The organism is Alteromonas sp. ABV2_168, assembly GCF_056161165.1.
Map to the genome: position 1 here is coordinate 337,508 of NZ_JBSWYQ010000001.1, position 22,931 is coordinate 360,438.

The 22,931-nt window shown below is 51.2% G+C and carries 15 protein-coding genes; 11 read left to right on the plus strand and 4 right to left on the minus strand.

The window, feature by feature from the left end:
- The first annotated feature begins 57 nt into the window (after positions 1-57).
- The 8 genes from ACXAH4_RS01575 to ACXAH4_RS01610 all read left to right on the plus strand — a co-directional run bounded on the left by ACXAH4_RS01575 (position 58) and on the right by ACXAH4_RS01610 (position 12,487).
- Entirely contained in the window at positions 58-1,521 is a 1,464-nt protein-coding gene (locus ACXAH4_RS01575; RefSeq protein ID WP_474841848.1) for a TolC family protein, read from the plus strand.
- Positions 1,518-2,786, plus strand: a complete 1,269-nt coding sequence (locus ACXAH4_RS01580; RefSeq protein WP_474841846.1) for an efflux RND transporter periplasmic adaptor subunit — start codon at positions 1,518-1,520, stop codon at positions 2,784-2,786. The genes ACXAH4_RS01575 and ACXAH4_RS01580 overlap by 4 nt, the downstream gene beginning before the upstream one ends.
- On the plus strand, positions 2,773-5,934 hold the full coding sequence (locus ACXAH4_RS01585; RefSeq protein WP_474880412.1) for an efflux RND transporter permease subunit: 3,162 nt from the start codon (positions 2,773-2,775) through the stop codon (positions 5,932-5,934). Before ACXAH4_RS01580 ends, ACXAH4_RS01585 begins: the two co-directional genes overlap by 14 nt.
- Complete coding sequence (locus ACXAH4_RS01590; RefSeq protein ID WP_474841842.1) at positions 5,912-6,583, plus strand: response regulator transcription factor; 672 nt, start codon at positions 5,912-5,914, stop codon at positions 6,581-6,583. Before ACXAH4_RS01585 ends, ACXAH4_RS01590 begins: the two co-directional genes overlap by 23 nt.
- A gap of 1 nt (position 6,584) precedes the next feature.
- Entirely contained in the window at positions 6,585-7,862 is a 1,278-nt protein-coding gene (locus ACXAH4_RS01595) for a sensor histidine kinase (protein WP_474880414.1), read from the plus strand.
- Between the two features lie 48 nt (positions 7,863-7,910).
- Positions 7,911-8,480 carry an RNA polymerase sigma factor gene (locus tag ACXAH4_RS01600; protein WP_474841838.1) on the plus strand — a complete coding sequence of 190 codons (570 nt, stop codon included), beginning with the start codon at positions 7,911-7,913 and terminating at the stop codon, positions 8,478-8,480.
- 69 nt (positions 8,481-8,549) lie between these two features.
- A complete protein-coding gene (locus tag ACXAH4_RS01605) occupies positions 8,550-9,536 on the plus strand; it encodes a FecR family protein (RefSeq protein WP_474880416.1) in 987 nt (328 codons plus the stop codon).
- An 11-nt stretch (positions 9,537-9,547) separates the two neighbouring features.
- Positions 9,548-12,487 carry a TonB-dependent receptor gene (locus ACXAH4_RS01610; RefSeq protein ID WP_474880418.1) on the plus strand — a complete coding sequence of 980 codons (2,940 nt, stop codon included), beginning with the start codon at positions 9,548-9,550 and terminating at the stop codon, positions 12,485-12,487.
- Between the two features lie 103 nt (positions 12,488-12,590).
- Here the strand turns inward: ACXAH4_RS01610 and ACXAH4_RS01615 are convergent, their stop codons facing one another.
- Both ACXAH4_RS01615 and ACXAH4_RS01620 read right to left on the minus strand, forming a co-directional pair.
- On the minus strand, positions 12,591-15,341 hold the full coding sequence (locus tag ACXAH4_RS01615; protein ID WP_474880419.1) for a TonB-dependent receptor: 2,751 nt from the start codon (positions 15,339-15,341) through the stop codon (positions 12,591-12,593).
- 36 nt (positions 15,342-15,377) lie between these two features.
- On the minus strand, positions 15,378-16,433 hold the full coding sequence (locus ACXAH4_RS01620; protein ID WP_474880421.1) for a Ca2+-dependent phosphoinositide-specific phospholipase C: 1,056 nt from the start codon (positions 16,431-16,433) through the stop codon (positions 15,378-15,380).
- 227 nt (positions 16,434-16,660) lie between these two features.
- Between ACXAH4_RS01620 and ACXAH4_RS01625 the strand changes: the two genes are divergently transcribed.
- Entirely contained in the window at positions 16,661-18,532 is a 1,872-nt protein-coding gene (locus ACXAH4_RS01625; protein WP_474880422.1) for a metallophosphoesterase family protein, read from the plus strand.
- Between the two features lie 23 nt (positions 18,533-18,555).
- On the opposite strand, the gene ACXAH4_RS01630 is transcribed toward ACXAH4_RS01625, so the two are convergent.
- Both ACXAH4_RS01630 and ACXAH4_RS01635 read right to left on the minus strand, forming a co-directional pair.
- The gene (locus ACXAH4_RS01630) at positions 18,556-19,812 is read right to left on the minus strand and encodes an aminotransferase class V-fold PLP-dependent enzyme (RefSeq protein WP_474880425.1); all 1,257 of its coding nucleotides are present in this window, start codon (positions 19,810-19,812) and stop codon (positions 18,556-18,558) included.
- A 252-nt stretch (positions 19,813-20,064) separates the two neighbouring features.
- Positions 20,065-21,228, minus strand: coding sequence for an MFS transporter (locus tag ACXAH4_RS01635; RefSeq protein WP_474880427.1), 1,164 nt, complete (start codon positions 21,226-21,228; stop codon positions 20,065-20,067).
- Between the two features lie 100 nt (positions 21,229-21,328).
- Here ACXAH4_RS01635 and ACXAH4_RS01640 point away from each other — a divergent pair, with 100 nt between their 5' ends.
- Positions 21,329-22,234 carry a LysR family transcriptional regulator gene (locus tag ACXAH4_RS01640; RefSeq protein WP_474880429.1) on the plus strand — a complete coding sequence of 302 codons (906 nt, stop codon included), beginning with the start codon at positions 21,329-21,331 and terminating at the stop codon, positions 22,232-22,234.
- 179 nt (positions 22,235-22,413) lie between these two features.
- On the plus strand, positions 22,414-22,887 hold the full coding sequence (locus tag ACXAH4_RS01645; RefSeq protein WP_474841820.1) for a LabA-like NYN domain-containing protein: 474 nt from the start codon (positions 22,414-22,416) through the stop codon (positions 22,885-22,887).
- The last annotated feature ends 44 nt before the right edge of the window (positions 22,888-22,931 follow it).

A 22,931-nucleotide genomic window follows, 5' to 3' on the forward strand; every position in this document is an offset into this window, starting at 1 on the left:
AACAACCGCGCAAGTTTATCCTATGCCCCTTGCAATTTCACCCGCTCCGGTTCTGACATGGCTCATGTTAAACGGCACAATCCCGGCGTTAACCCGGCCTTAACCCTGCCTGATGTAATGTTGCAGCATACGAGTAAACCGGGTGTAGTAATGAAGAGGAAATTGCCGGTGCTCACAGTGAGCATCGCATTAATACTGTCGGGGTGTGCCAGCACCGGAGACACTACTGATAATGCATTAAGTGAACGGGTGACTGAGGAAATGGGGAAGACGGTTTCCTGGTTGCCTCAGTCAGACTCTGCTATGAGAACAGCCAGTCTTGACCAGTTGTTGCCGGTAGAAGCCGTGCGGGCGCTGGTGGATGAAGCGATAGCGCATAACCCAGGTTTGCAGCAAACACTCATTACACTGAAGCAATCAAAAATACGGGAGACATCTGCCAATGCGTCCCGCCTGCCACAGGCATCGGCCAGCTTGTCCGGTAATAACAGTGAAAATACTGACACCTCCTACAGTGCTTCGGTGAATGTCAGCTGGGAGATTGATATCTGGAACCGTATCGGTGACAGTGTGGATGCCGCGGCTTTTACTACCCGAAGTAATGCGGCGGCGTTGCAGTCGGCAAGGGCCACGCTGGCGGCCAGTGTGATGCAGGGCTACCTCGATATCATCAGCCAGCAGAAAATTCTGGATATTGAAAAGAAGAAACTGGCCGCGCTTGAGAACAGCGAGAGCATCATTTTAAACCGTTACCGCACCGGCCTTGGCACACTGGCAGATTTAGATACAGCCCGTACCAGCAGTGCAACGTCACGGGCTAATATTGCTGAATATGAAAATAATCTGGCCAGTTCAAAACGTGCGCTGGCGGTTTTGCTGGGGCGCAGCGATATGTCACTGGCTGATGTTGCCATCAGCGAGTCGTTCCCTGATGTGGTATTGCCGCTGACTGCATTGCCGGAACAGGACCTGGCGCGGCGTCCTGATCTGATGGCGGCGTATTATCAGATTAAAGCTAACGAATCCTCTGAAAAAGTGGCGTACAAGCAATTACTGCCGTCACTGAATATTACCGCAGCCCTGAGTGACTCTGGTACCACACCCGCGCTGTCGTTGTTCAAAGACCCCGTGTGGAGCTTACTGAGCAGTATTACGGCACCGCTGTTTCAGGGCGGTGAGCTGCGGGCAAATATCGCGCTGGCAGAGCTGGATACACTGAACAGCTGGTGGAACTATCAGGACACACTGCTTACCGCGGTACAGGAAGTGCAGGCAACACTGGATCTGGAAAACAGCTATCAGCGCCGGCAACAGCATATCAGTCAGGCTTACAGCAATTCACGGCGTAGTCAGGACAACTACACCAGTCAGTATCGTCAGGGGCTGAGTGATATTCTCGATTTATTGTCAGTTACCCAGACTACCTATTCCCTGGAAGCACAACTGGTTCAGCTTCAGCGCAATCAACTTTCAAACCGTATCGATTTAGGGCTGGCACTCGGCCTTGGAGTATCGTCATGAGTCAGCAACGTAAAACCCTTTTCATCACTCTGGGCGCAGTCTGCGTGGTCATTCTCGCTGTTATGTTAATTGGTGGGAATGGTGCACCACCGGGACCGCCTGGCGCGCCGTCTTCTGCTACTGCGGCAAAGCCTGAGACTGCCGGCACAGAAAATGGTAACGAGAAGACACAACAGGCTGCACCGGCAGGCAGGATGCCGGGCGCAGGGCAACAGCAAACCACTACCATTCCTGAAGTGGGTGTGGTCAGTGTGGCTGCAAAGTCTCATAAGGCCAATGTAGAAGGTTACGGTCAGGTAAACCCCCGTTTTAATCTGACGTTATCTGCGCAGGTATCCGGACAGGTACAGTCGCTGAGCAAACGGTTTGAAACCGGCGCACAGTTTAATAAAGGGGATGTACTGGCCACCATCGACAATACCGATTATGAACAGGCTGTAGCGGCAGCACAGGCTACGCTGGAAGACGCAAAAGTAGCGCTGGAAGAAGAGCGCTTACAGGGCCAGCAGGCACTGTCTGAATGGCAACGCTCCGGACTGGAAGGTGAGCCATCATCTTCTCTGGTTCTGCGCGGACCGCAACTCGCTGCGGCAGAAGCTACAGTTGCCCAGGCAGAAAAAGCGCTGGCGCAAGCGCAGCGTGATCTGGCCTTTACTCAAATTACTTCACCGTTTAACAGTGTGGTGGTAACCCGTAGCATTCAGCCCGGCAGCTTTGTGCAGTCGGGCGCTGAAATTGCTGCATTGTATGCCACGAATGTGGCAGAAATCGCCATACCGCTGTCAGCGACACAGTGGAACAATCTGCCGTCACCGGCGACACTGAAACAAGCGCCCTGGCCGGTCACACTGACCGACATGGACGGTTTAACCCGCTGGGAAGGTGTGGTTGAGCGGGTAGAGCAGCATTTGGACACCACATCCCGACAGCGAAGCGCGATCGTGGTGGTCAACGACCCGCTTGCTCAGGCATCTCCGCTGTATTTTGGTACGTATGTGGTGGCAGAAATTGCCGGCCGTGAATGGCAGGATGTGTGGCAAATTCCGTCTTCTGCGATTTCGCAGAAGCAGGAAGTCTGGTACGTCACGCAAAGCAACACGCTGGATAAATTTACCCCGCAGGTGTTGTTTATGGAAAACGGTCATGCCTACATTACGCCGGTTGCCGGTATGGAGACCGCGAAAGTGGTCGTGCGGCCGCTGAACAGTTACCTGGTCAATATGAAAGTAAATCCGGTAGCGGAGGTCGGCAATGGCGGCGAATAACAGCAGTATCATCGGCTGGTTTGCCCGCAACCCGGTGGCGGCAAATCTGTTAATGCTGGGAATGATCATTGTCGGGCTGGCGTCTTTGGGTGATATCCGTAAAGAGGCTTTCCCCAGTATGGATCCCCGCTTTATCAATGTTTCCATGACCTACGACAGCGGTGACGCGGTTCAGGCCGAAGAGGGCATTGCGATTAACATCGAAAATGCGCTGGAAGGTGTGCCCGGGATTAAGCGCATTACCTCTACGTCTACGGCCAGTGGCAGTAACGTACAGATTGAAAAGGAAAGTGATTACGATCTCGATACGCTACTTACGGACGTGAAAACCAAGGTAGACAGTATCTTCAATTTTCCGTCTGATGCAGAAAAGCCGGTGATCTCCAAAGGACGGCGGCAGGATCACGTGATTTGGGTGCAGCTCTACGGTGATACTGACCACGCTACATTGCAACAACTGGGCGATCAGCTGGAGCGGGATTTACTCGCCAAAGACGAAATTCGTGAGGTCAGTACGCCTAATTTTATTGACCCCATGATGTCCATCGAAATTGATGAGGCTAAGTTACAGGCATACGGACTGACCATGTCTGATATTGCCGATGCCATTAATCAGGAGTCGGCTACCGCCCTCACAACCAGCCTGCGGAACAAAGAGAAGGTGATCCGGCTTAAAGCCTCTGAGCAGGCCTATTATGCAGAGGACTTTGCCAACATTCCGCTACTGGCCGACGACAGCGGCACATTCCTGACAATCGGTGATGTGGCTGACGTGACCGACATGTTTGCCGATGATGCCTACACGCTGGCCCGGTACAATGGTGTGAACGGCTATGGGATCCAAATCGTGATGGATGAAAACGGCGATGTGGTGAACATGGTGGCACAGGCGAAAAGCGTGGTAGAAGAGTGGCATGAGCGGGGTCTGTTACCGGAAGGCGTAGAGCTGGAAACCTGGTATGACCGCAGCACCATGATTACCGACCGTCTCGCCTTGCTGACTAAAAATGCGCTGTCCGGCATCGTGCTTGTATTTATCACGCTGGCAGTGTTTCTGAATCTTCGCGTGGCATTCTGGGTGGCCGCCGGTCTGCCGTTTATCTTCTTTGGTACCCTGTTTTTCATGACTGACAGCTTCGTTGATATGACCATCAACGAAATGACTACCTTCGGGTTTATTATGGCGCTGGGTATCGTGGTGGACGACGCCGTGGTGGTGGGGGAAAGTGTATACGCCACCAGGCAAAAATACGGAGACACACTGCAAAACACCATCAAAGGCACCATGCGGGTTGCCGTACCCACATTATTCGGGGTATTGACGACTGTTGCGACATTCTTTGCATTGTCTAACGTGGAAGGCGGGCTGGGTAAGCTTTATTCCCAGTTCGGCATGATTGTTACCATCTGTCTGCTGCTGTCGGTGGTGGAATCAAAACTCATTTTACCTTCTCACCTGGCCCATTTACCTACGCACAGAAAACCCCGTAAGGGCATTGCTGATCTGTGGGGCAAAGTGCAGCGGGGTGCTGATCGCGGCTTAAGTTTCTTCAACGAACGGATGTATCAGCCGGCACTGCGCAAAGCCATTCAATATCGCTATGCCGCCGTCATGCTGTTTGTCGCCCTGTTTATTCTGGTGATTGGTATGCCAATGAAAGGTGTGGTGCGGGTAGGCTTTTTCCCCAGTATGCCCGGTGACACAGTGGAAGCGTCAATGACGTTGCAGAGTGATGCCAGCTTCGGTCAGAACGAGAAAAACCTGACTCGGCTCGAAAACACGCTTAATCAAGCGGATGATTTTCTGATGAACAATCTGGGCCTTGAAGGTTCAGGCATCGCCAATTTGCAGGTGACGGCGTCCGGTGATCAGAGTGGCAGCATCATTGTTTCACTGGCAGAGAGTCAACCTTACTCGCTGGATGAACTGGCGTCGAAATGGCGTGAGCTTGCCGGTGAGCCTGAAGGGGTGAAGCAATTAAAAATTCAGTCCCGCAGGGAAATGGTAAACGCCTTCCAGGTGGAGCTGAAGAGCATCAGTGACAGTACGCTGACAGCAGCAGAAGCTGCGTTCCGTGAAGCGCTGGCAAACATCGACGGTGTGCACAGTGTAGAAAGCTCACTGACGCCCGGGGAAGCCATGTTGCGTTTCGAATTGACGCCGCAGGGCCGTGCACTGGGCATGGATACCAAAAGCTTGTCTCAGCAGCTGCTGCGGGCATTTGGTGGTGAAATTGTACAGCGCTATCTGCGCGATAAAAACGAAGTAAAAGTGCGGGTACGTTACCCTGAAGCAGACCGGGCGAACCCTGCCGATATCCTGAACGCCAGAGTGCGTTTGAACGACGGCACTGTGGTACCGCTGGACGTGGTTGCCCGTATTATCCCTGACAGCCAGCAGAAGCAAATCACGCGGATTGATGGTTTGCGGGCGCTTACTGTCTCTGCATCCGTTGTCAGTGATGAAATCACCTCAACTGAGCTGGTGGAAAAACTGAACAGTGAACTGGTGCCGGTGCTTACCCGCCAGTATCCGGATTTGTCAGTGCATTTTGCTGGTGAAGCAGAACAGCAGGAAGAAACACAAAGCTCTATGGAAACGGTGTTTATCCTGGCACTGGTGGCCATTTACGCTTTGCTTGCCATTCCGCTTAAATCTTATGTTCAGCCGGTGATCATTATGATGGCAATCCCCTTTGGTGTGGTAGGCGCTATCCTCGGTCACTGGAGCAACGGTTTGATGATGAGTCTGTTGTCTCTGAACGGTATTCTTGCCCTCAGCGGCGTGGTGGTGAACGATTCGTTGCTGCTGGTTTCCCGTTATAACGAGTTACGCCGTTTTGGTGCCGATGTGCAGGACGCCATTATCGAGTCGTGTAGCAGCCGCCTGCGGGCAGTATTGCTGACATCCGTGACGACGTTTGCCGGGCTGTATCCTATTCTCGGGGAAACCTCCAAACAAGCACAGTTTCTGATCCCTGCTGCAGCATCGCTGGGCTATGGTATTCTGTTTGCTACTGTCATCACCCTGTTGTTAATTCCTGCACTGGTGTTAATTAATGAAGATGTGCGAAGCCTGATGGTGCGTGGCCGTGAGCATTTAAAAAAACGTTTCGGAGACCGTGATGACCACATTACTGCTGGTTGAAGACGATTTAGATTTAGCCGGGAACATTGTTGATTATCTGGCACTGGAAGATTTCGACTGCGATCATGCCAGTAACGGTGTGGCGGCACTGAATTTTCTGGCTGAAAATGAATATGCCGTGGTGATCCTCGATATTAATCTGCCGAGACTGGATGGCCTGTCTGTGTGTGAACGGTTACGTGAAAAGGGCGATGATACGCCGGTTATCATGCTCACCGCACGGGATCAGTTAGATGACAAGCTGGCAGGGTTTGCTAAAGGGGCAGATGATTATCTGGTAAAACCCTTTGCCATGGCCGAGCTGGTGGCGCGTTTGCAGGCGCTGTCGCTAAGACGAAGCGGGCAGGTAAAGCAATTGCGATGCGGTGAACTGTGTGTGGATGTGAACGGAAAAACGGCCACGCTGGCAGGCGAGCCTGTGAAAATGAGTCCCACAGCGTTTATCGTACTCGAACAGCTGGTGCGGGCATACCCTGCGCCGGTCTCCCGTGAAATGCTGTCCCAGGCCGTGTGGGGCGAAAACCGGCCGGACTCCAATAGCCTGAAAGTACATATTCATCATTTGAGAAAGGCACTGGGGAAAGAAAGCGGTTTGGATGTGCAGTCTGCTACCGGTGTAGGTTTCAAATTAGTGTCCGGAGCGCAATAGTATGGTTCGTGGCTTCAGTCTGAGTTTGAGACGCTATATTCTCATTGCCCTGCTGGTAATGGGAACAGTCGTCATCTCCGGTTTCAGTTTCCTTGCAATGGTGAATTTTTTCGCAGGGATGGACGGCGTCATGCGTGGCACTATGATATCTGCCGCCGGAGAAACACAAGTGGAGCCGGGCAAGCCTCAGAAAGTCCTGAGTTTTATCATCGTCGCCGACTGGAAGGATTTCCCGGACAGCGTGAAATCAAAATTTAACCCGGACAAACTCCGGCCATTTCATTTACATAAAGCCGTTGAGCGATCGTTTATCTTCTTCAGGCCGTCCAGTGCCGTATTTGTGGTAAAAATTGCTGATCGCCGTGGCAGATATCCCGACCGGTACGTGGCCCAGGTGTTTGACTCTCTTAAACTCGATGACGAACCTGAATTCATGATTTCCCATGAAGGCTGGTCCATGCTCCTGGGGCTGGGCGTGCTGGTGTTGTTCGCCGGGGTGCTGATGATCCTGCTGCGCAGCGTATCCAGGCCAGTTGAGCGACTGCGGTTATGGGCACAGGGGCTTAATGAACAAACGCTGGAACAACCTGTGCCGGAATTCAAATATCAGGAGCTTAATGAACTGGCGGGTATTGTCCATTCCAGCCTGCAACATGTGCGGGAAGGACTGGTGAGAGAGCGGGAGTTTGTTTCCCACGCCAGCCATGAACTTCGCACGCCTATTGCGGTAATCCGTTCCAGTGTGGAGTTGTTGCATAAACTGGAAGAAAAAGGGCCGTCAAAAGGCGCAAACGCCATCCGTCGCATTGACCATGCTTCCCACACTATGACAGATCTTACTGAAACCCTGCTTTGGCTTAGCCGTCAGGATCACGATGAACTGGCCGTCTCTGACATTCAGCCGGGAGGAATGTTGTCTGCGCTGGTGCAGGATTTACATTATTTGCTTACCGGAAAACAGGTGAACGTGGAACTCGCCACGGACAATGTCGTTTGCTCTATCCCGCCGACAGCCCTTCGCATTGTATGCGGTAACCTTATCCGTAACGCATTTCAGCATACCCAAAGTGGTATGGTTACCATAAGCCAGTCTGGTCATACCCTGACGATCGTCAACCGTGAAGACAATGCAGAACAGTATAATGATCCGGTAGGAAACGACGAATCAGGTTACGGTCTTGGCCTGGAACTGGTAAGAAGGGTCACAGCCAAGCTTGGCTGGACCTATCAGCATCGCTTTACTGCTGATGGCTGTGAAGTGAGTATTGTGCTTTCCTGATTAAAGTTTGCTGTTTGAGTATCATCTCACTGTCATAAATCTGCATTAATGTTGTCATCTCTCATTTCTTCAGCGAAGGCAACATTGAACGAAAGCAACTCTCCGGCTGACTGGCAGGGTATTACCGACCCGGCAGCCGTTCAGTCCCGCAGCGCGTTAAAAGCGTTTATCCGCGGGCTTACCAATGATCCGGTGGTAGCCGAAGACGTGCTGCAGGAAACCCTGCTGCGCACCAGTAAAAGTGTGCGCTTCGCCGAACTGGAAAATCCACTTGCCTACATGATTACTGTGGCGAAGTCGGTGCTGTATGATTTTCAGCGTAAAGCCGTGCCGAATGCCGTGGACTGGCAGAATGAAGAACTGGAAGCCGCCAACGACAGTCCCGAAACCCATTATCACAATGCAAGCAAACTGGCGTTTATTGAAAGCGTATTGGCGCAAATGTCGCCGTTGCGCCGGGAGGTTTTTGTTATGCGGCGGGTAGACGGTATGAGCCGGGATGACATCGCCGCCGCGCTGGATTTGAGTGTGGAAGCGGTGAAAAAGCACCTTACCCGGGCCATGGTAGAGCTGACGCTCAAACTGGAAGAAGCGGGTTGGACAGAATCTGCAGAATAATCATTCTTTTTGTCCCCGAATGCATAAAATCACCATCTATATAATTGAATGTAAGTAACAGAGGCACAGATGACACACGCAGATCATTTAGATCAGGCCGCAGACTGGTTTGATCGCTTTGATGAACTGGACGAACAGGGCAAGGTTGAATTGTCGCTGTGGCTTGCTGTGCCTGAACATCAACAAGCTTTCACGCGCATTGCAGCGGCGATTGGCCAGCCTGAGGTGGCAGCGGCAGCAATACAGCTAGCCAGTCGACAGCGCCACGATAAAACAACCACCATTGTGCCTGACGTCGTCGAAATACGCCGTACAGCGCGCCCGTGGTTTGCCATTGCAGCCAGTATGGCGGTGGCGGCAGTACTGGTTATTTGGCTGGGGTTACAACACAACAATACCGTGCAAACAGAGTCGCCAGTGGCCGTTGCTCAGGCTCAGACACTGTCTGTCGAAACACACGCAGGCTCACCTGAATCGGCCGTGTTGCGAGATGGCTCGGTGGTCTATCTGAGCGGCAATACATCATTGCAGGTGAATCACACGCAGGCGTTGCGTGAAGTGAGTCTTACCCGGGGGCAGGCTTATTTCGATATTGCTCACGCTCCGGAGCGCCCCTTCGTCGTTAATGTCGATACCACCAGGGTGCAGGTCGTCGGTACCGCGTTCGATATCGATAAACTGGCGCATCAAACCGTGATCAGAGTGTACGAAGGTGTTGTTCGTGTGTTTGCTGACAAGTCGCTCACGCTGGTGAAAGGTGAGGGAGTAATCCTGGAAGATGGCAACTGGCACCGTACATTCAGAATCGACGACAGCCTGCTGCCTGAATGGCGTAGTGGCTGGCTGGATGTAGATAATCAGCCGCTTGGCATCGTAACCGAGCAATTGTCCCGCTATCTGAATAAGCCGGTGCACGTGGTAGGGAACGGTAACCAACGCATTAGCGGACGGTTTAATCTTAATGAAGCAGCGAAAAGCCTGCGATTGTTGGCGCAGACAGATGGGCTTTCACTGGAGGAAAAGGATGACGCCTACGTCATAACGGTGTCCGACTAGCAGGGCGGGTTGTGAAAGTGTTTAAGCCGTTAACGCTATCTCGCTTCTCGTTCACTGCCATCGCAGTGGCGACAGGTTTGTGCATTGCCTTACCCACCTGCGCAGCGGTTTCTTCATCGTCTCCTGTTCCTGTTTTTATTGCATCCCAACCGCTTAAAGACAGCTTGCGCGCGCTCTCTGAGCGGTTTGGTCAGTCTTTTGTCACTGACGCGGCTGTGGACATGAGCACTAACGCTCCGGCGGTAAATGGCCAGTTTACCTTGCCGCAAGCCTTAGAGGCACTGCTATACCCCGCTGGCTTGCAATACCGCATTACCGCCGATGGCATCGTGATTAGTCCGGCTGATGAACCGCTCCCCCAAGCGCCTATTGAAGAGGTGGCAGTTACCGGATTACGGGCTTCGCTGGATGTCTCCCGTCAGCGTAAGCGTGAGAATCACGTGATTTCCGATGTGATTGCAGCAAACGATATTGCCAGTTATCCAGACCGTAACCTGGCTGAATCGATGCAGCGTATTCCCGGCATGTCGATTACCCGTGAAGCCGGGGAAGGTCGTCAAATCATGCTGCGGGGGCTCAACCCGGATTTCACCCTGGTTACCCTGAACGGCATGATAGTGTTGGCGAACAACGATTCGCCCATGGATAGCAGACTTCAGAAGCAGCGGGACCGTTCTTTCGATCTGAATTTGTTTGCCACTGATTTGTTCAGTGAAATACAAGTGCTGAAAACCTACGATGCTGAATTACCCACAGGGGGAATGGCAGGCATTGTGGCGCTTAAAACCGCGCACCCTTTCGACCACCCCGGTTTACACTGGAACCTGTCTGCCCAAACCGGTGAGAACCAGTTTACCGACGCATTATCGAAGCGGGTATCTGCCATGGTGTCGAATACCCGTGGTCACTGGGGCGCATTGTTCTCTGTGGCCTACGGCACCCGTTCTTATCAGGAAATGGGCGCAAATACCTTTCGGTGGCGCAGTATTCCGCCTGATGGGGCGGATATCTCCGCCTTACCCACAGCGCTTGCCAATGCATGGCAAAATGGCGAGTTAACCATACCTCGGGGGAATCGCTACTCGGTATGGCAGAGTGACATGGACCGCGCCGGAGTGGGAGCCTCCATTGAATATAAAACCGACTTTGCCCACGTTACCCTGGATTGGTTGCACGGACGTTTGGCTGGTGAGCGTTACGAGTATCACTTGTATCCCCGGGGCTTTAATTCGACTCCGGTGATTGAAGGGGAAACCCGTATCGTTGATGCCGCTGTGAACGACCAGAACGAACTGATTTATGCGGCCTATGAACAGGCTCAGGTGGGAACGGAAAGTCGTTATCAACAAGTGGCCACCATTTACAATCAGTGGGTGATGAATGTTGAGCATCGTTGGGCACAGGCGCTAACCGGTAGCGGTGTGATTGGCCGGGAGCACGCCCGTTACGATATGCCCCGCAGCAACAAGGCCTACATGGAAGGGGAAACCGATATCACGGTGGATTATCGCCACGACGCTCGCTTTGCGGACATCACCTATCAGGACGATCTGACACAACCCACTTTCTGGCAAATGAAGGAACTGGACGCCGAAGCCTATTTCGCCGCCACGGATTTTTTCAATGCCCGCTATACATTAGCCTACAAGCCGACGGATAACACGACCTGGAAGACCGGCCTTGAGCTGGTTCATTTTCGCAATCAGACCGATTTCTATGATATTCAGGATCTCCTGTCTGCAGACTGGGCAAGCGGGCAACGAGACAGCACGGTGCCTGAAAGCTACAGCACCCCTCTCACTGCTCATCCAAAGCTGAACTGGCTGACACTCAATACCAACGCGATATTTGGTTATTTCGGATTGCCCTATGAGATAAGTGCACTGAAGGGCACCCATGCTGCCGCTGAAAGTGAGCATAGCACCGAACAAGACGACATCATCGAGCAGCGCCTGGCGCTGTATTCGTCATTCAGCACAGATTGGGGAAACTGGTTGCTGGATGCAGGCTTACGCATTGAAAGCGAGCAAACACGCATCAGTGATTCTGACAGCGAGTTCGCCCGCAACCGCACACTGCGTCACACCCATTGGCTACCTGCGGTGAATCTTCGTTATCGACTGGCCACAGACAACACATTGCGCCTGAGTTTGAGTAAAACGCTGGGCCGCCCGCAGTTAGATGATCTGGCCGCGACTGTACGCTATGACAGCGAAGAAAATACGCTTTATGGCTACAACGACAGCCTGAAACCGTACAGTGCTTACAACATCGATGTGGCCTGGGAGCGATATCTTTCCGACACCAACCGGTTTGCAGTGAGCGCCTTTACAAAGTATCTGGATGACTACATCGTTTATGTAAGTGATAACTTACTCATCAGTGAGCTTCCGGAATACGAGGGCTTGTTTTCGCTATCTGCAAGCGACAATGTGACACTGGTCACTGCACAGAATGCCCGGCAAACCTGGCTTTATGGTGTAGAGGCCAGTGCTCAGCTTGAGACGCCCTGGCCCTGGTCGCCCCAATACCATCTGGGTGTGGTGGGGAGTGTGAGTTATACCAAGGGCAATCTTACTTACCATAATGCCAATACCGGCGAAGCGCTGTCGGTGAAAAGCTTGCCGTTCCTATCCCCCTGGCTGGCGAACATTACTGCTTACTGGGAAAGCTACGATTTAAGTATTCGTCTTTCAGCCACCTATCGCGACGATTATCTCGCAAGGGTCGATAGCCAGACATTGCAGGATGAAGACGAAACCGGCTTCGAAGAAAGTGTGTATGTTGATGCCGTCGTTGCCTGGTATGTGGCGGATAACTGGGAATTGCGCCTGGAAGCCACAAATCTTACCAATCAACGGGAAATTCAGTATTCCGATTCCTCTCACCGCCCTTACAACACTACACTAAGCGGGCGGGATTACTACGTTGGCGTAACGTATCGTTTTTGAATCACTACTAAAATGTGTATCAGGGCTAGATAGGTAAGAACAAAACAGATATAAACAAAAAAAGGGCCGTGAAACCGGCCCTTTTGGGTTGTTCAGTGAGAACTTACATAACGTAAGTCACGCCCAGATATACAGTACGGCCACTTAGTGTGGTGTTGTACAGGCGGTCATCAGAGTCAGAGTACTGCTCTTCACGCTCATCGCTGAGGTTAATGCCTTCCAGGCTCACTTTCAGTTTCTCGTTAATGTTGTAGAACGCAGAGAAGTCATAGTAAGTGGTGCCGTGGAAACCCGCTTCATCCTGATCATCACTGGAAGTTTCTACCTGTGTCAGGTAGTCATCACGATGGGCTGCAGATACGCGGGCACCCCAGGTTTCTGTTTCGTAGTAAACCGTTAAGTTATAGGTGTTTTTCGACAGCCCATAGAACGGACGGGATATCTGTACGTTTTCGCCGTCTACCAGAACATTGTGTACCGACTCGCCATCAGCATAAGTGTAGTTGGCAATGGCGCCTAGCTTATCAAACGGTGCTGGCAGGAAGTCGAAATCGCGCTGGAACGCCACTTCCCAACCGCTGAAATCACTGTCTTCCAGGTTCTGTGGCTGTGACACGTTGTACAGAGTGCTGGCAGACTGCGCCACACCGTTTTCGTCTACCGCGCCTTCAATCAGGGCAGAAGGATAACCGGTTTCACCGTAAGGTGTAGGAATGGTGGTGGTGGCGATAAAGTTGTCGATATCTTTGCGGAAGTAAGACAGCGCTGCGTAACCAACATCATCAAAGTAGTACTCGACGCCAGTTTCCATGTTCAGGGTTTCGAATGGCTGGAGTGACGGGTTACCAGAGCTGATAGACAAGCCGCTTGAACCGGCAAGCGGGTCGGTGTTGATGCTCCCGCCAACGGCCAGGTTATTCAGCGTTGGGCGAGTAAGGTTTTTACCCGCACTGGCGCGCAATACCAGGTTGTCGGTGGCATACCACGCCAGGTTCATTGCTGGCAGGAAGCCGTCGTAGTCACTTTTAATAGTGACGTAATTGGTGTCGTTAACCAGGCCGGTAGACGCTATGTTTGTTTCGTAATAACGCACACCAAAGTTTGCACGCAGTTCGGTATCGCCTAACAGCATGTTCACATCGTAAAGCGCGTACGCTGCTTTGGTTTCTTCTTCCACCTTGTTTGGCGTACGGCTCATGGTGCCATTGCGGTCGATATTGAAGTCGGCAAGCACGGCGTTCACATCAGTACTCAGCCACGACTGACGCTCGTGCCCGTTGTTCACGTACACAGTGGCAGGGTCAACTATGTCAGACACTTCACCCGACTGCCATTCACTGCGCAGCAGGTTATTGGTCTGCAGGTAGTTGTCCATGTGTTTGAAATTCTTATACGACAACCCGAACTTCACGCTGCTGATATCATTCAGGAACAAATCGGCATCGATTTTAGCCACGTCGAAACTGTTCTCTACTTCGTTTTCAAGCAGGTCAATTTCATGGTAGCGGAATTCATCGATGTTAGTCGGATCGTAATCGTTGATATAGGTGTTCTGGCCATAGAAACGGTCTGGGCGGAAATCCAGTGTCATGTCGGCGAAGGACTCAAGATACACTTTAGCGCTGTTGTCTTCATATTCGCTTTTCATGTGACCAGCAAGTGCAGATAGCGATAAATCAGAGTTCACTGTCCAGTCTGCATTGAATACAAACTGGGTGATTTCTGTTTTCGCCGTTTGATCGCGACTTTCCGAGTGCAGTGCCGTATTTTGCCATTCTGAGTACACCACTTCATTGTTACTGTTGTATTCAATGTCGGTCAGTTCAGAACAGTAGTAGCGCGCGCCGTCATCGTAGTCCGGCCCGGTGCAGCCTAACGCCGTTGAGCTGGAACCACGGCTTTGCAGATGAAATTCAGAGCGCTTGTTATCCAGTTTGCCGTAAAGCGCATCTAAGCCGAACGAGAGGTCGCTGGTAGGACGGTATTGCAGGGCAACCGTTGCACCCAGACGGGTTTGGTCGCTGTTAAACAGCGAGTAGCGGCTACCACGGGAGAAGCGCAAATCACCACTGTTTACCGCGTCTTGATCTTCCGCTGATAACGCAGAAATATCAGATCCTTGAGCATCACGAGGACGCCAGCGATAGGTGTTATAGCCCTGTTCGCTGGTATCGCGGTTGCTGTATGCGATGGAGAACAGTGCACCGAACTTGTCCCAGGTATTCGAAACCAGAGCCGCGATGCGCGGACTGGTGTCCCCGGTATTTGAGTTTTGACCCGCTTGTGCACTGATAGCACCTTTAAAGCCGTCATAATCAAAAGGTTTGGCAGTATGCAGACCAACAGTACCGCCGATACCGCCTTCATCCATGTCTGCAGAGTATGATTTCTTCACGTCGATTTGGTTAAACAGTTCTGACGCAAAAATGTTGAAGTCGAAAGAACGTGAGTTGTTTGTGGTACCGCGGCTGTCCATGGGTGAAGAAGACGTGCCCAGCGCTTCCATGCCGTTTAGTTGTACTTGCGTAAAGTCAGCATTTAGACCACGTAATGAAATCTGACGGCCTTCGCCGGCTTCACGGGTAATGGTGACACCCGGTACACGCTGCAGGGATTCTGCCAGGTTCAGGCTGGGGAAGTCGGCAATGTCTTCGGCCAGAATGGTATCTTGTGTGCCCAGCGCATCTTTTTTCAGATCTTTTGCTTTAATGAGTGAGCTACGAAAGCCTGACACTTCAATTTTTTCAATGTCGTCGGCACTGGCTTGTTCTTGCGCCACGGCAGCAGAAGAAACGGAGCCTAATACGCTGATGACGGAAGCCGCCAATACGTGTTTTTTAAACGTGGTTGTCATAGTGTGTTCCTATTTTTTAATGTCGAGTGATGTGAATTATTGGGAAACCGGGTTATTCCGGCGCAGGGCGCCATGGGCAAAACTGACAACGTGGCCGTCACGTTTTGCCTGAGGGGAACCCGGATAAAAATCGGTGGAAATCATTTGCGCGCCACTGGTAAACGCCGCTATTTTTTGCGCTGTTTTTTCTTCATTGCTGGCACTAAAGTCAGCATCGGCACGGGTGCGAACCAGAAACCCCTCTGCCACACGCTGTTTAATTTCAGTGTGTTGCGTGATCGGGTCGTTGATGATCATGAAAGCGGCGCCATCATCGCTTGCTGGTAACGAGGCAAACATCACGCGACCTTTCAGTCCTGCATGGTTTTCCATGAAGCGCGCGTTTTGTTCAAAGTTGCCATCGAACACGAAGATAAATGTGCCGCGCAGGCTGTCAGCGTCGGGCCAGCCGCGTTCAAGCACAGCTTCGCGCAGAGAGCTGAAATCACCACGGATATCGTCAGGGGTGATAACGCGCTCTTTTAATACTGTGCGGATGACGTCATTCAATTGGTCATAAGTGGCGGCGGTGAACGGCGCAGGCGCAGGGCTATTTATAAAAGAAGGCTGGTTCTCTTTGGTGTTCATCAGTACCACGATAGGGAAGTGGTCAGCATGGGCCTCAGACCAGCGTTTTAACTTGTTCAGGCAAGCGGCAAAACCGGTGCAGTGAGATTGCACATCAACGTGAGGTATGTGCAGTACCTTAAAACCCGGTCGTGCCAGCTCGTGTTGAGCCTCATTACTTAGCCAGGTTTCGCCAAGGCGAGTGGCCAGTTCCGGTTTGTCATATTGATTGCCTGTGGGGTCATTCACCACGTCAATTTCTAACTGTCGGAGACCTGAATCCAGCTGTGCTTCAAGAGTGCCATGGCCGTAATTAATTTGTTTGGCAGCTCGCGGATTGTTTTTGGCCAAAAACTGATAAACCGACGCTGGTAAACCTTGCTTATAACTGTTGTGCGAGCCAATCCATTGATAGTCCGTCAGCGCATCTGCAAACGTGGGTTGCGTGGCCGCAATGGATAAAAGCAGGGTAGTTAAAAGTCGCATTGGTTTTCTCTCACAGGTCATGTGTGAGGAAGATGCGAAAAACAAAATTTCGGGGACAACAAAAACTTGCTAACCGATTAATATTCATAAAATTGTCACATTGCAGATGAAGTTTTTGTGACATTGGGTAATATTTGTCCCCGTTTTCTCAAAGTGTGCGTCTATGTGAATTGGGACGCAGTTTTTATGTGTTTTTAACTTTGGTTTATCAGCTTTCAGGACTAAAAATGGGAAGTGCATTGTTGATGAGATGGCTGGCTGGCACGGTTGCCATGTTGTTACTTTCTGGCTGCGACGTAGATGTGGCAAAAACGGAATCGCCGGAAATTAATTATCAGGAGAAAGAACAGGAAGTACAAATTGCCTTTCTTGCAGACATTCACTTGCATGATTTTTTCGCTGCAGCTAAAGATTTGGATGCATCTGAACTGCCACTGATAGCAGATACCCCGATCTCAGGTGACAGCTCGCAGGGAGCACAAACGCCGGTGTTGATGCGAAGCATGCAGGCACAGCTCAACAGTACCCGGCTGTTTAATGAAAACTACTTTGTTTTTCGCGCAGCACTGGATGAGATTGCTGCCAAAGGCATTAAGCTGGTGGCGTTACCCGGAGATTTTTCTGATGACGGCCAGCCCGCCAATGTGAAGGCGCTGGCTGACATTCTGGCTGAATACTCAGGCAAATACGGCATGCGCTTTTTTGCAATTACCGGCAACCACGACCCCGTGCGCCCCTTCTCCCGTGCCGGAGGAAAGAAAGACTTCCTGCATCGCAGCGGTAAAGAAGTGGCGGTGATGAGTCCTGATCACCCCGACTGCCTGAACAAATCGGCATGGCAATGCAGCAATGCACTGCGGGAATGGGGCTATGCTGACATCATGGAAACCCTGAAATCACAGGGCTTCAGCCCGTCATCGCAGGATGTGTTGTATGAAACACCCTTTGGGACAGCCGATGTCAGTAAGCGCGGCTGGCGCTGGTGCGACCCCGGCAACGGGAGTGAGGACAGCAATACGGGCGAGGCCAGCAACCCGACCGAAGAGAATGGGGAATCTTGTATTTTCATGCCGGATGCCAGCTATCTGGTTGAACCGGTAGAAGGCCTTTGGCTACTGGCTATCGACGCTAATGTATATACACCCAAAGGAAAGATTTCGTCGCTGGAATTTAATGGTTCAGGAAATGCGGGTTACAACGCGCTGGTGGACTACAAACCGGAACTTATTGACTGGATAGCGGGCGTAGTAAAGCGGGCGGAAGAGCAAAACAAGCGACTGATTGCGTTCAGCCATTTTCCTATGGCGGACTTCTACGATAATACACAAAAGCAACTGGCTGAGCTGTTCGGAGACTCCGGCATGCAACTAAAACGTATGCCGTCAGCACCGACAACGCAGATCCTGTCTGATCTCGGATTGCGGTTGCACATGGCAGGGCACATGCACCTGTACGACATTGCACAACCTGAAGACACCGGCGGGCTGGTGAATGTGCAGGTGCCGTCGCTGGCTGCCTATCAGCCCGGCTACAGCGTGGTTACCCTGAACAATGATGGCAGTGCTCAGGTTGATACCATCATTCAGCAGCAAGTCGACCAATTCGATACCTTGTTCCCTGTGTATGCTAAAGAGTGGCAATACCGCAAGCAGGCGGGGCTGATAAACTGGGATAAAACCATTCTGGATGCACCGGACTATCTGCGTTTTACCGACGCGCATTTAAAAGAAGTGGTGCGACAGCGCTATGTGGGTCGTGAATGGCCGCAGCCTCTGGCTACTTTCATTCAAAGTAAAACGGTTGGTGACGCACTGGAAACGCTGGTATGTGCCAATGTCAGTCGCGTTACAGATGATGGACTGCTTACAATGCCCGCCATCACACTGGCTAATGATTATTACCGTATCAGGAATGCCGGTCAGTTTGCTGACCTTGGTGGACGGGAAGTCGTGTACGAGCGTCTTAGTGATGCCACGTTACATTGCGAGTTGCCAGAAGCCGCCCCTGTGCAATCGCAACAGGTGAGGCGCTTTGTAAAACTGCTCAGCGACGTGACGGTATCACGGGATGTCACGTCAATTACGGTGAAGGGCGTTTAACAGGGCGCTTATGCGCCCTGTTGTCAGCCTGTTATCGTATTGATCGCTTCTGCCAGCTTCTGCATGTGGGCAACCGGCGTGAAAATTTGCGGTGTCACGCGGATATTGCTGCCGCTGGATAAGTCATTTCTGACAACGGTAAAAATACCGAAATCTTCTTCCAGGCGTTTTTGTAACACCTGATTTTCTTCGGGACTGGTTTTGCCTTTTAAACGAAAGCCACCCATACCTGATGCATTATCTGAGCTGGCTGCGCCAAGTATTTCAACTTCAGGGTTTTCCCTCAGCGGTAGCGTCCAGCTTTCCCACAAATACCGCAACCGCGCTTCTTTATTTTTGCCGCCAATTTTGTGGTGAAATGTCAGTGCATCCGGCACGCTTAAGAAACTGGCGAAGTCAGACGTTGCAAGATGTACGCGGTTAGCCACGTCATTGTCGCCCGGGTCTTCGCCCGGAAAGGGCATTACTGGAGCTAAGGTTTGTTCCCGCATATACAGAGCGCCTACACCCACCGGTGAACCAATCCATTTGTGCAAATTGAAAATTGCCCAGTCGACACCAAGTTCATCCGGCGTGAAGTCGAGTAATCCCCAGGACTGAGCGGTATCACAGATAACATAGATGCCATGCTCCCGCGCAAGTTTAGCAATACGCTTAACCGGCATAACAAGGCCATGCTGATTGCTCACATGAGTAAGCAGCATCAGCTTTATACGTGGGTTGCGCTCAAATGCTTTGCGATACACATCAACATAATCATCATCTGAACCGGAGGCCGGAAGTGATAACTCGTGACCTTTAACGTTTCTGCTGTCACTTAACCAGACCATCATGTCCTGGTAGGCGGGGTAATCGATATCTGCCCACAAGATTTCATCACCTGCCTTAAAATCATTGAACTGAGTGAGCAAATTCACAAATGATTCAGTGGCGTTGCGGGTCAGCATGATCTCATGAACTTTAACTTTTAAAGCGTCAGCAACAGACTTCCGCGCGGTAAGAAAATCGGCTTTATATTGCTTACGCACGTACCAGGACATGGCATGATTGACCTTCTTCGTGTGGTCAAAGAAGGCCTGCTGAACAGGATTGGCCATTTTGCCCCAGTAGCCCTGTTCCAGATTGATGATGTCGTTTTGCACATCAAACTGACTGCGTACGGCTTGCCAAAAGTTCTCATCCCTGGCCACGGTTGAAGCTGAACCAACCGGACTTTCAAATTGCTGAGCAGATAAAGATAAAGCGGTAGATGATGCGGCAAATGCCGCTGAATATTTCAAGAACTGTCTTCTGGATGACATGTGTTCCCCGAATCTTGTTATTTTTAGTAATGTTATAGTGTTGCAATGCCTACGCTATAACCCTGAAATGTAAAAGTCCCGGTTTTGAGACGGATGTGCTAAAAATTTAGCCGAAGGTATGGTTTGCCGAAAATATGGATTGGGGAAAAGGTGAGAGAGAAGGGGCTTGTCAGCCCCTTGCTGGTTCCGGCACGAACATCGGGTAGCCGGTGCTCTGAAGTTTAATATCAGCTAGGTGCCAAGTGCAAAGCTTGTTTTCCTTCTGCTGGCAATTAACACCATGAGTAGCCCCAGTAATGCGGTGCCTGCGCCAGCTAAGGCTACTGCTGGTAATCCAAGACCTGCACTTATAACGCCGCCACCTAAAGCTGCGCCAACCGCATTACCAAGATTGAACGCACCAATGTTCATTGCCGATGCCAGATTCGGCGCTTCGCTGGCTTCCTGAACCACCAATGATTGCAGCGGTGGAACCACAGCGAAGCTGGCGATGCCCCAAAGGAAAATCAGTGGCACAGCGATAACGGAAGAAGACATGGTAACGGTAAAGATCACCAGAAGCAGAATCACCGCGATTAATGACACGATTAGCGTGCCGTATAAAGTGCGATCGGCATAGCGCCCGCCAAGCACATTCCCCACCGCAAGCCCCACGCCGTAAAGCACCAGCATAGCTGTTACAAAGGTGGTTGAAGCATGGGTTTCTTGTTGCAGAATTGGCACGATGTAGGTAAATACCGTGAACATAGAACTGGCACCTACCACTGTTAACAGGAGCGCTGCCAATACAGAACCCTTGCTTAACACGGCTAATTCATTACGAATGTTCGCCTTCTCCTGATTCACCAACGGAGGCAAACTAAAGCGCAAGGCTATCATTGCCACTAAGCCGATTGCCGCAATGCCCAGAAACGCATTTCGCCAGCCCAGCGTTGTGCCTACAAAGCTTGCCAGCGGCACACCGCCAACGGTCGCGATAGTAAGCCCTGAAAACATTGCAGCAACCGCCCCGGCGCGTTGATTCGGCGGCACTAACTGAGTTGCTACCACAGCACCAACACCAAAGAATACGCCATGATTGAACGAGGTAATAATGCGGCTAATCATCAATGCGCTGTAACTGTCGGCCAGCGCGCTCATTAAATTACCCAGGGTAAAAATGCCCATGGACAAAACCAGCAGGCGACGGCGCGGCATATTGGCAAACAGTAAAGTCATGACCGGCGCACCCAACAGTACCCCAAAAGCATATGCACTAATGAGAATACCCGCTGTTGGAATAGAGACGCCTAAGTCATCTGCTATCACAGGCAACATTCCCATAGGGGAGAATTCCGTTACACCAATTCCAAAAGCACCAATGGCCAGTGCCATCAGTGGAAAGTTAATCTTCATGTTGAACTTAAGTTTATTTATGATACCAGGGAATATAACGACATAAAGAATCCCAGAGTAGTGGGGTGAGAAGCTAATCTGTTTTGCATTGGATTCACAAATGAAGCAAGTTAAAGCTGATAGAACGGCTGAAATGGAAACCTTTTTAACGGTGGCGACACTCGGCAGTTTGAGTGGGGCGGCCAGAGAACTGGGCCTGACACCATCGGCAGTGAGCCGGATGATGACCCGGATAGAAAAGCGTTTAGGTGTACGGCTGCTTGTCCGTTCTACCCGCAAACTTTACTTAACCAGTGAAGGGGAGTCTTATGCCCTGGCTGCAAGGCGGATCTTAAAGGATGTCGAAGAGACCGAGCGCGCCATTGCTGATCGCGCCAGCCCAAGCGGTTTAATTAAAGTGAGTACCGCAACGGCTTACAGTCGACTAACCATGATTCCCTTGTACAAAGAGTTTTTAGAGCGCTATCCCAACATCAAAATAGAAGTCGAGGTGAGCGATAAAATCAGCAATGTGGCCGACGGTCACATCGATGTCGCAATACGCTTTGGTCCTTTACCTGACAGCAATTTAACCGCCAGGCGCTTAGGTGAAACCGGCAGAACTGTGGTCGCATCACCCAATTATTTAGCACAGGCTGGCATTCCCGAAACCCCTGCCGATCTAAAACACTTTAACTGTCTGGATTTCAGTTTTCAGCGCATAGAGCCCGGCTGGCCTTTTCGTGAAAATGGTGAAGACTACATTCTGCCCATAGAAGGGAATATGACGTCGAACAATGGTGAAACGCTGGTTGAACTTACCATGGCTGATATTGGCATTACCCGGGTCGGCAACTTTCATATCGAACAGATGCTCGCATCGGGACAACTTGTTCCACTTCTAGAAGACTTCAATCCACAAGACAAAGAGGTCATCCATGCTGTGTTTATCGGCGGGCGACACATGCCCGCCAGAGTGAGGGTCTTTGTGGATTATCTGGTTGAGAAAATGGCTTCTAATTCCTAAGGATCATTTATCGCTTATATCACTCTGTCTGTGTTCACATGAACTGCAAATAAGGTTTTCTTTTGCAACGGACAGAGAGCGTTTTTGTTAGAATGGCAACCTCTATTGTCAGTGTGCGCTACGCAGGTTGCTACGCAGGTTGCTGATGGTTAACGCTATTTAAGTATTTAAGGTCTGTTGTGAAAAAAACCGGTATTTTCGTAGACGTGCAAAACGTCTATTACACCACCCGCAGTGCGTTTAAGCGCAATTTTGACTACAACCGTTTCTGGGCTGAGGTGACTCACGATAGGGAAGTGGTGACAGCCAATGCTTATGCCATCAATCGTAACGACGAAAAGCAGAAGCAGTTTCAGAATATTCTCAGAGCTATTGGCTTTGAGGTGAAGCTGAAACCCTTTATCCAACGCGCCGACGGCAGTGCCAAAGGCGATTGGGACGTGGGGTTGACGCTGGATATGGTAGAAGCAGCGGAACATTGCGACGTGCTTGTACTGGTGTCTGGCGACGGTGATTTTGATTTGCTGGTTCAGCGCGCCCGGGAAAAGCACCAGTGTGAAGTGGAAGTGTACGGTGTTGAGGCGCTGACTGCCGACAGCCTGAAACGTGCGGCTGACCGCTTTGTGCCGGTAATGGATAATCTGCTACTCTAAGTGCCTTTTTTTGTTCCCAGAATAACGACTACAAACCGGATTAG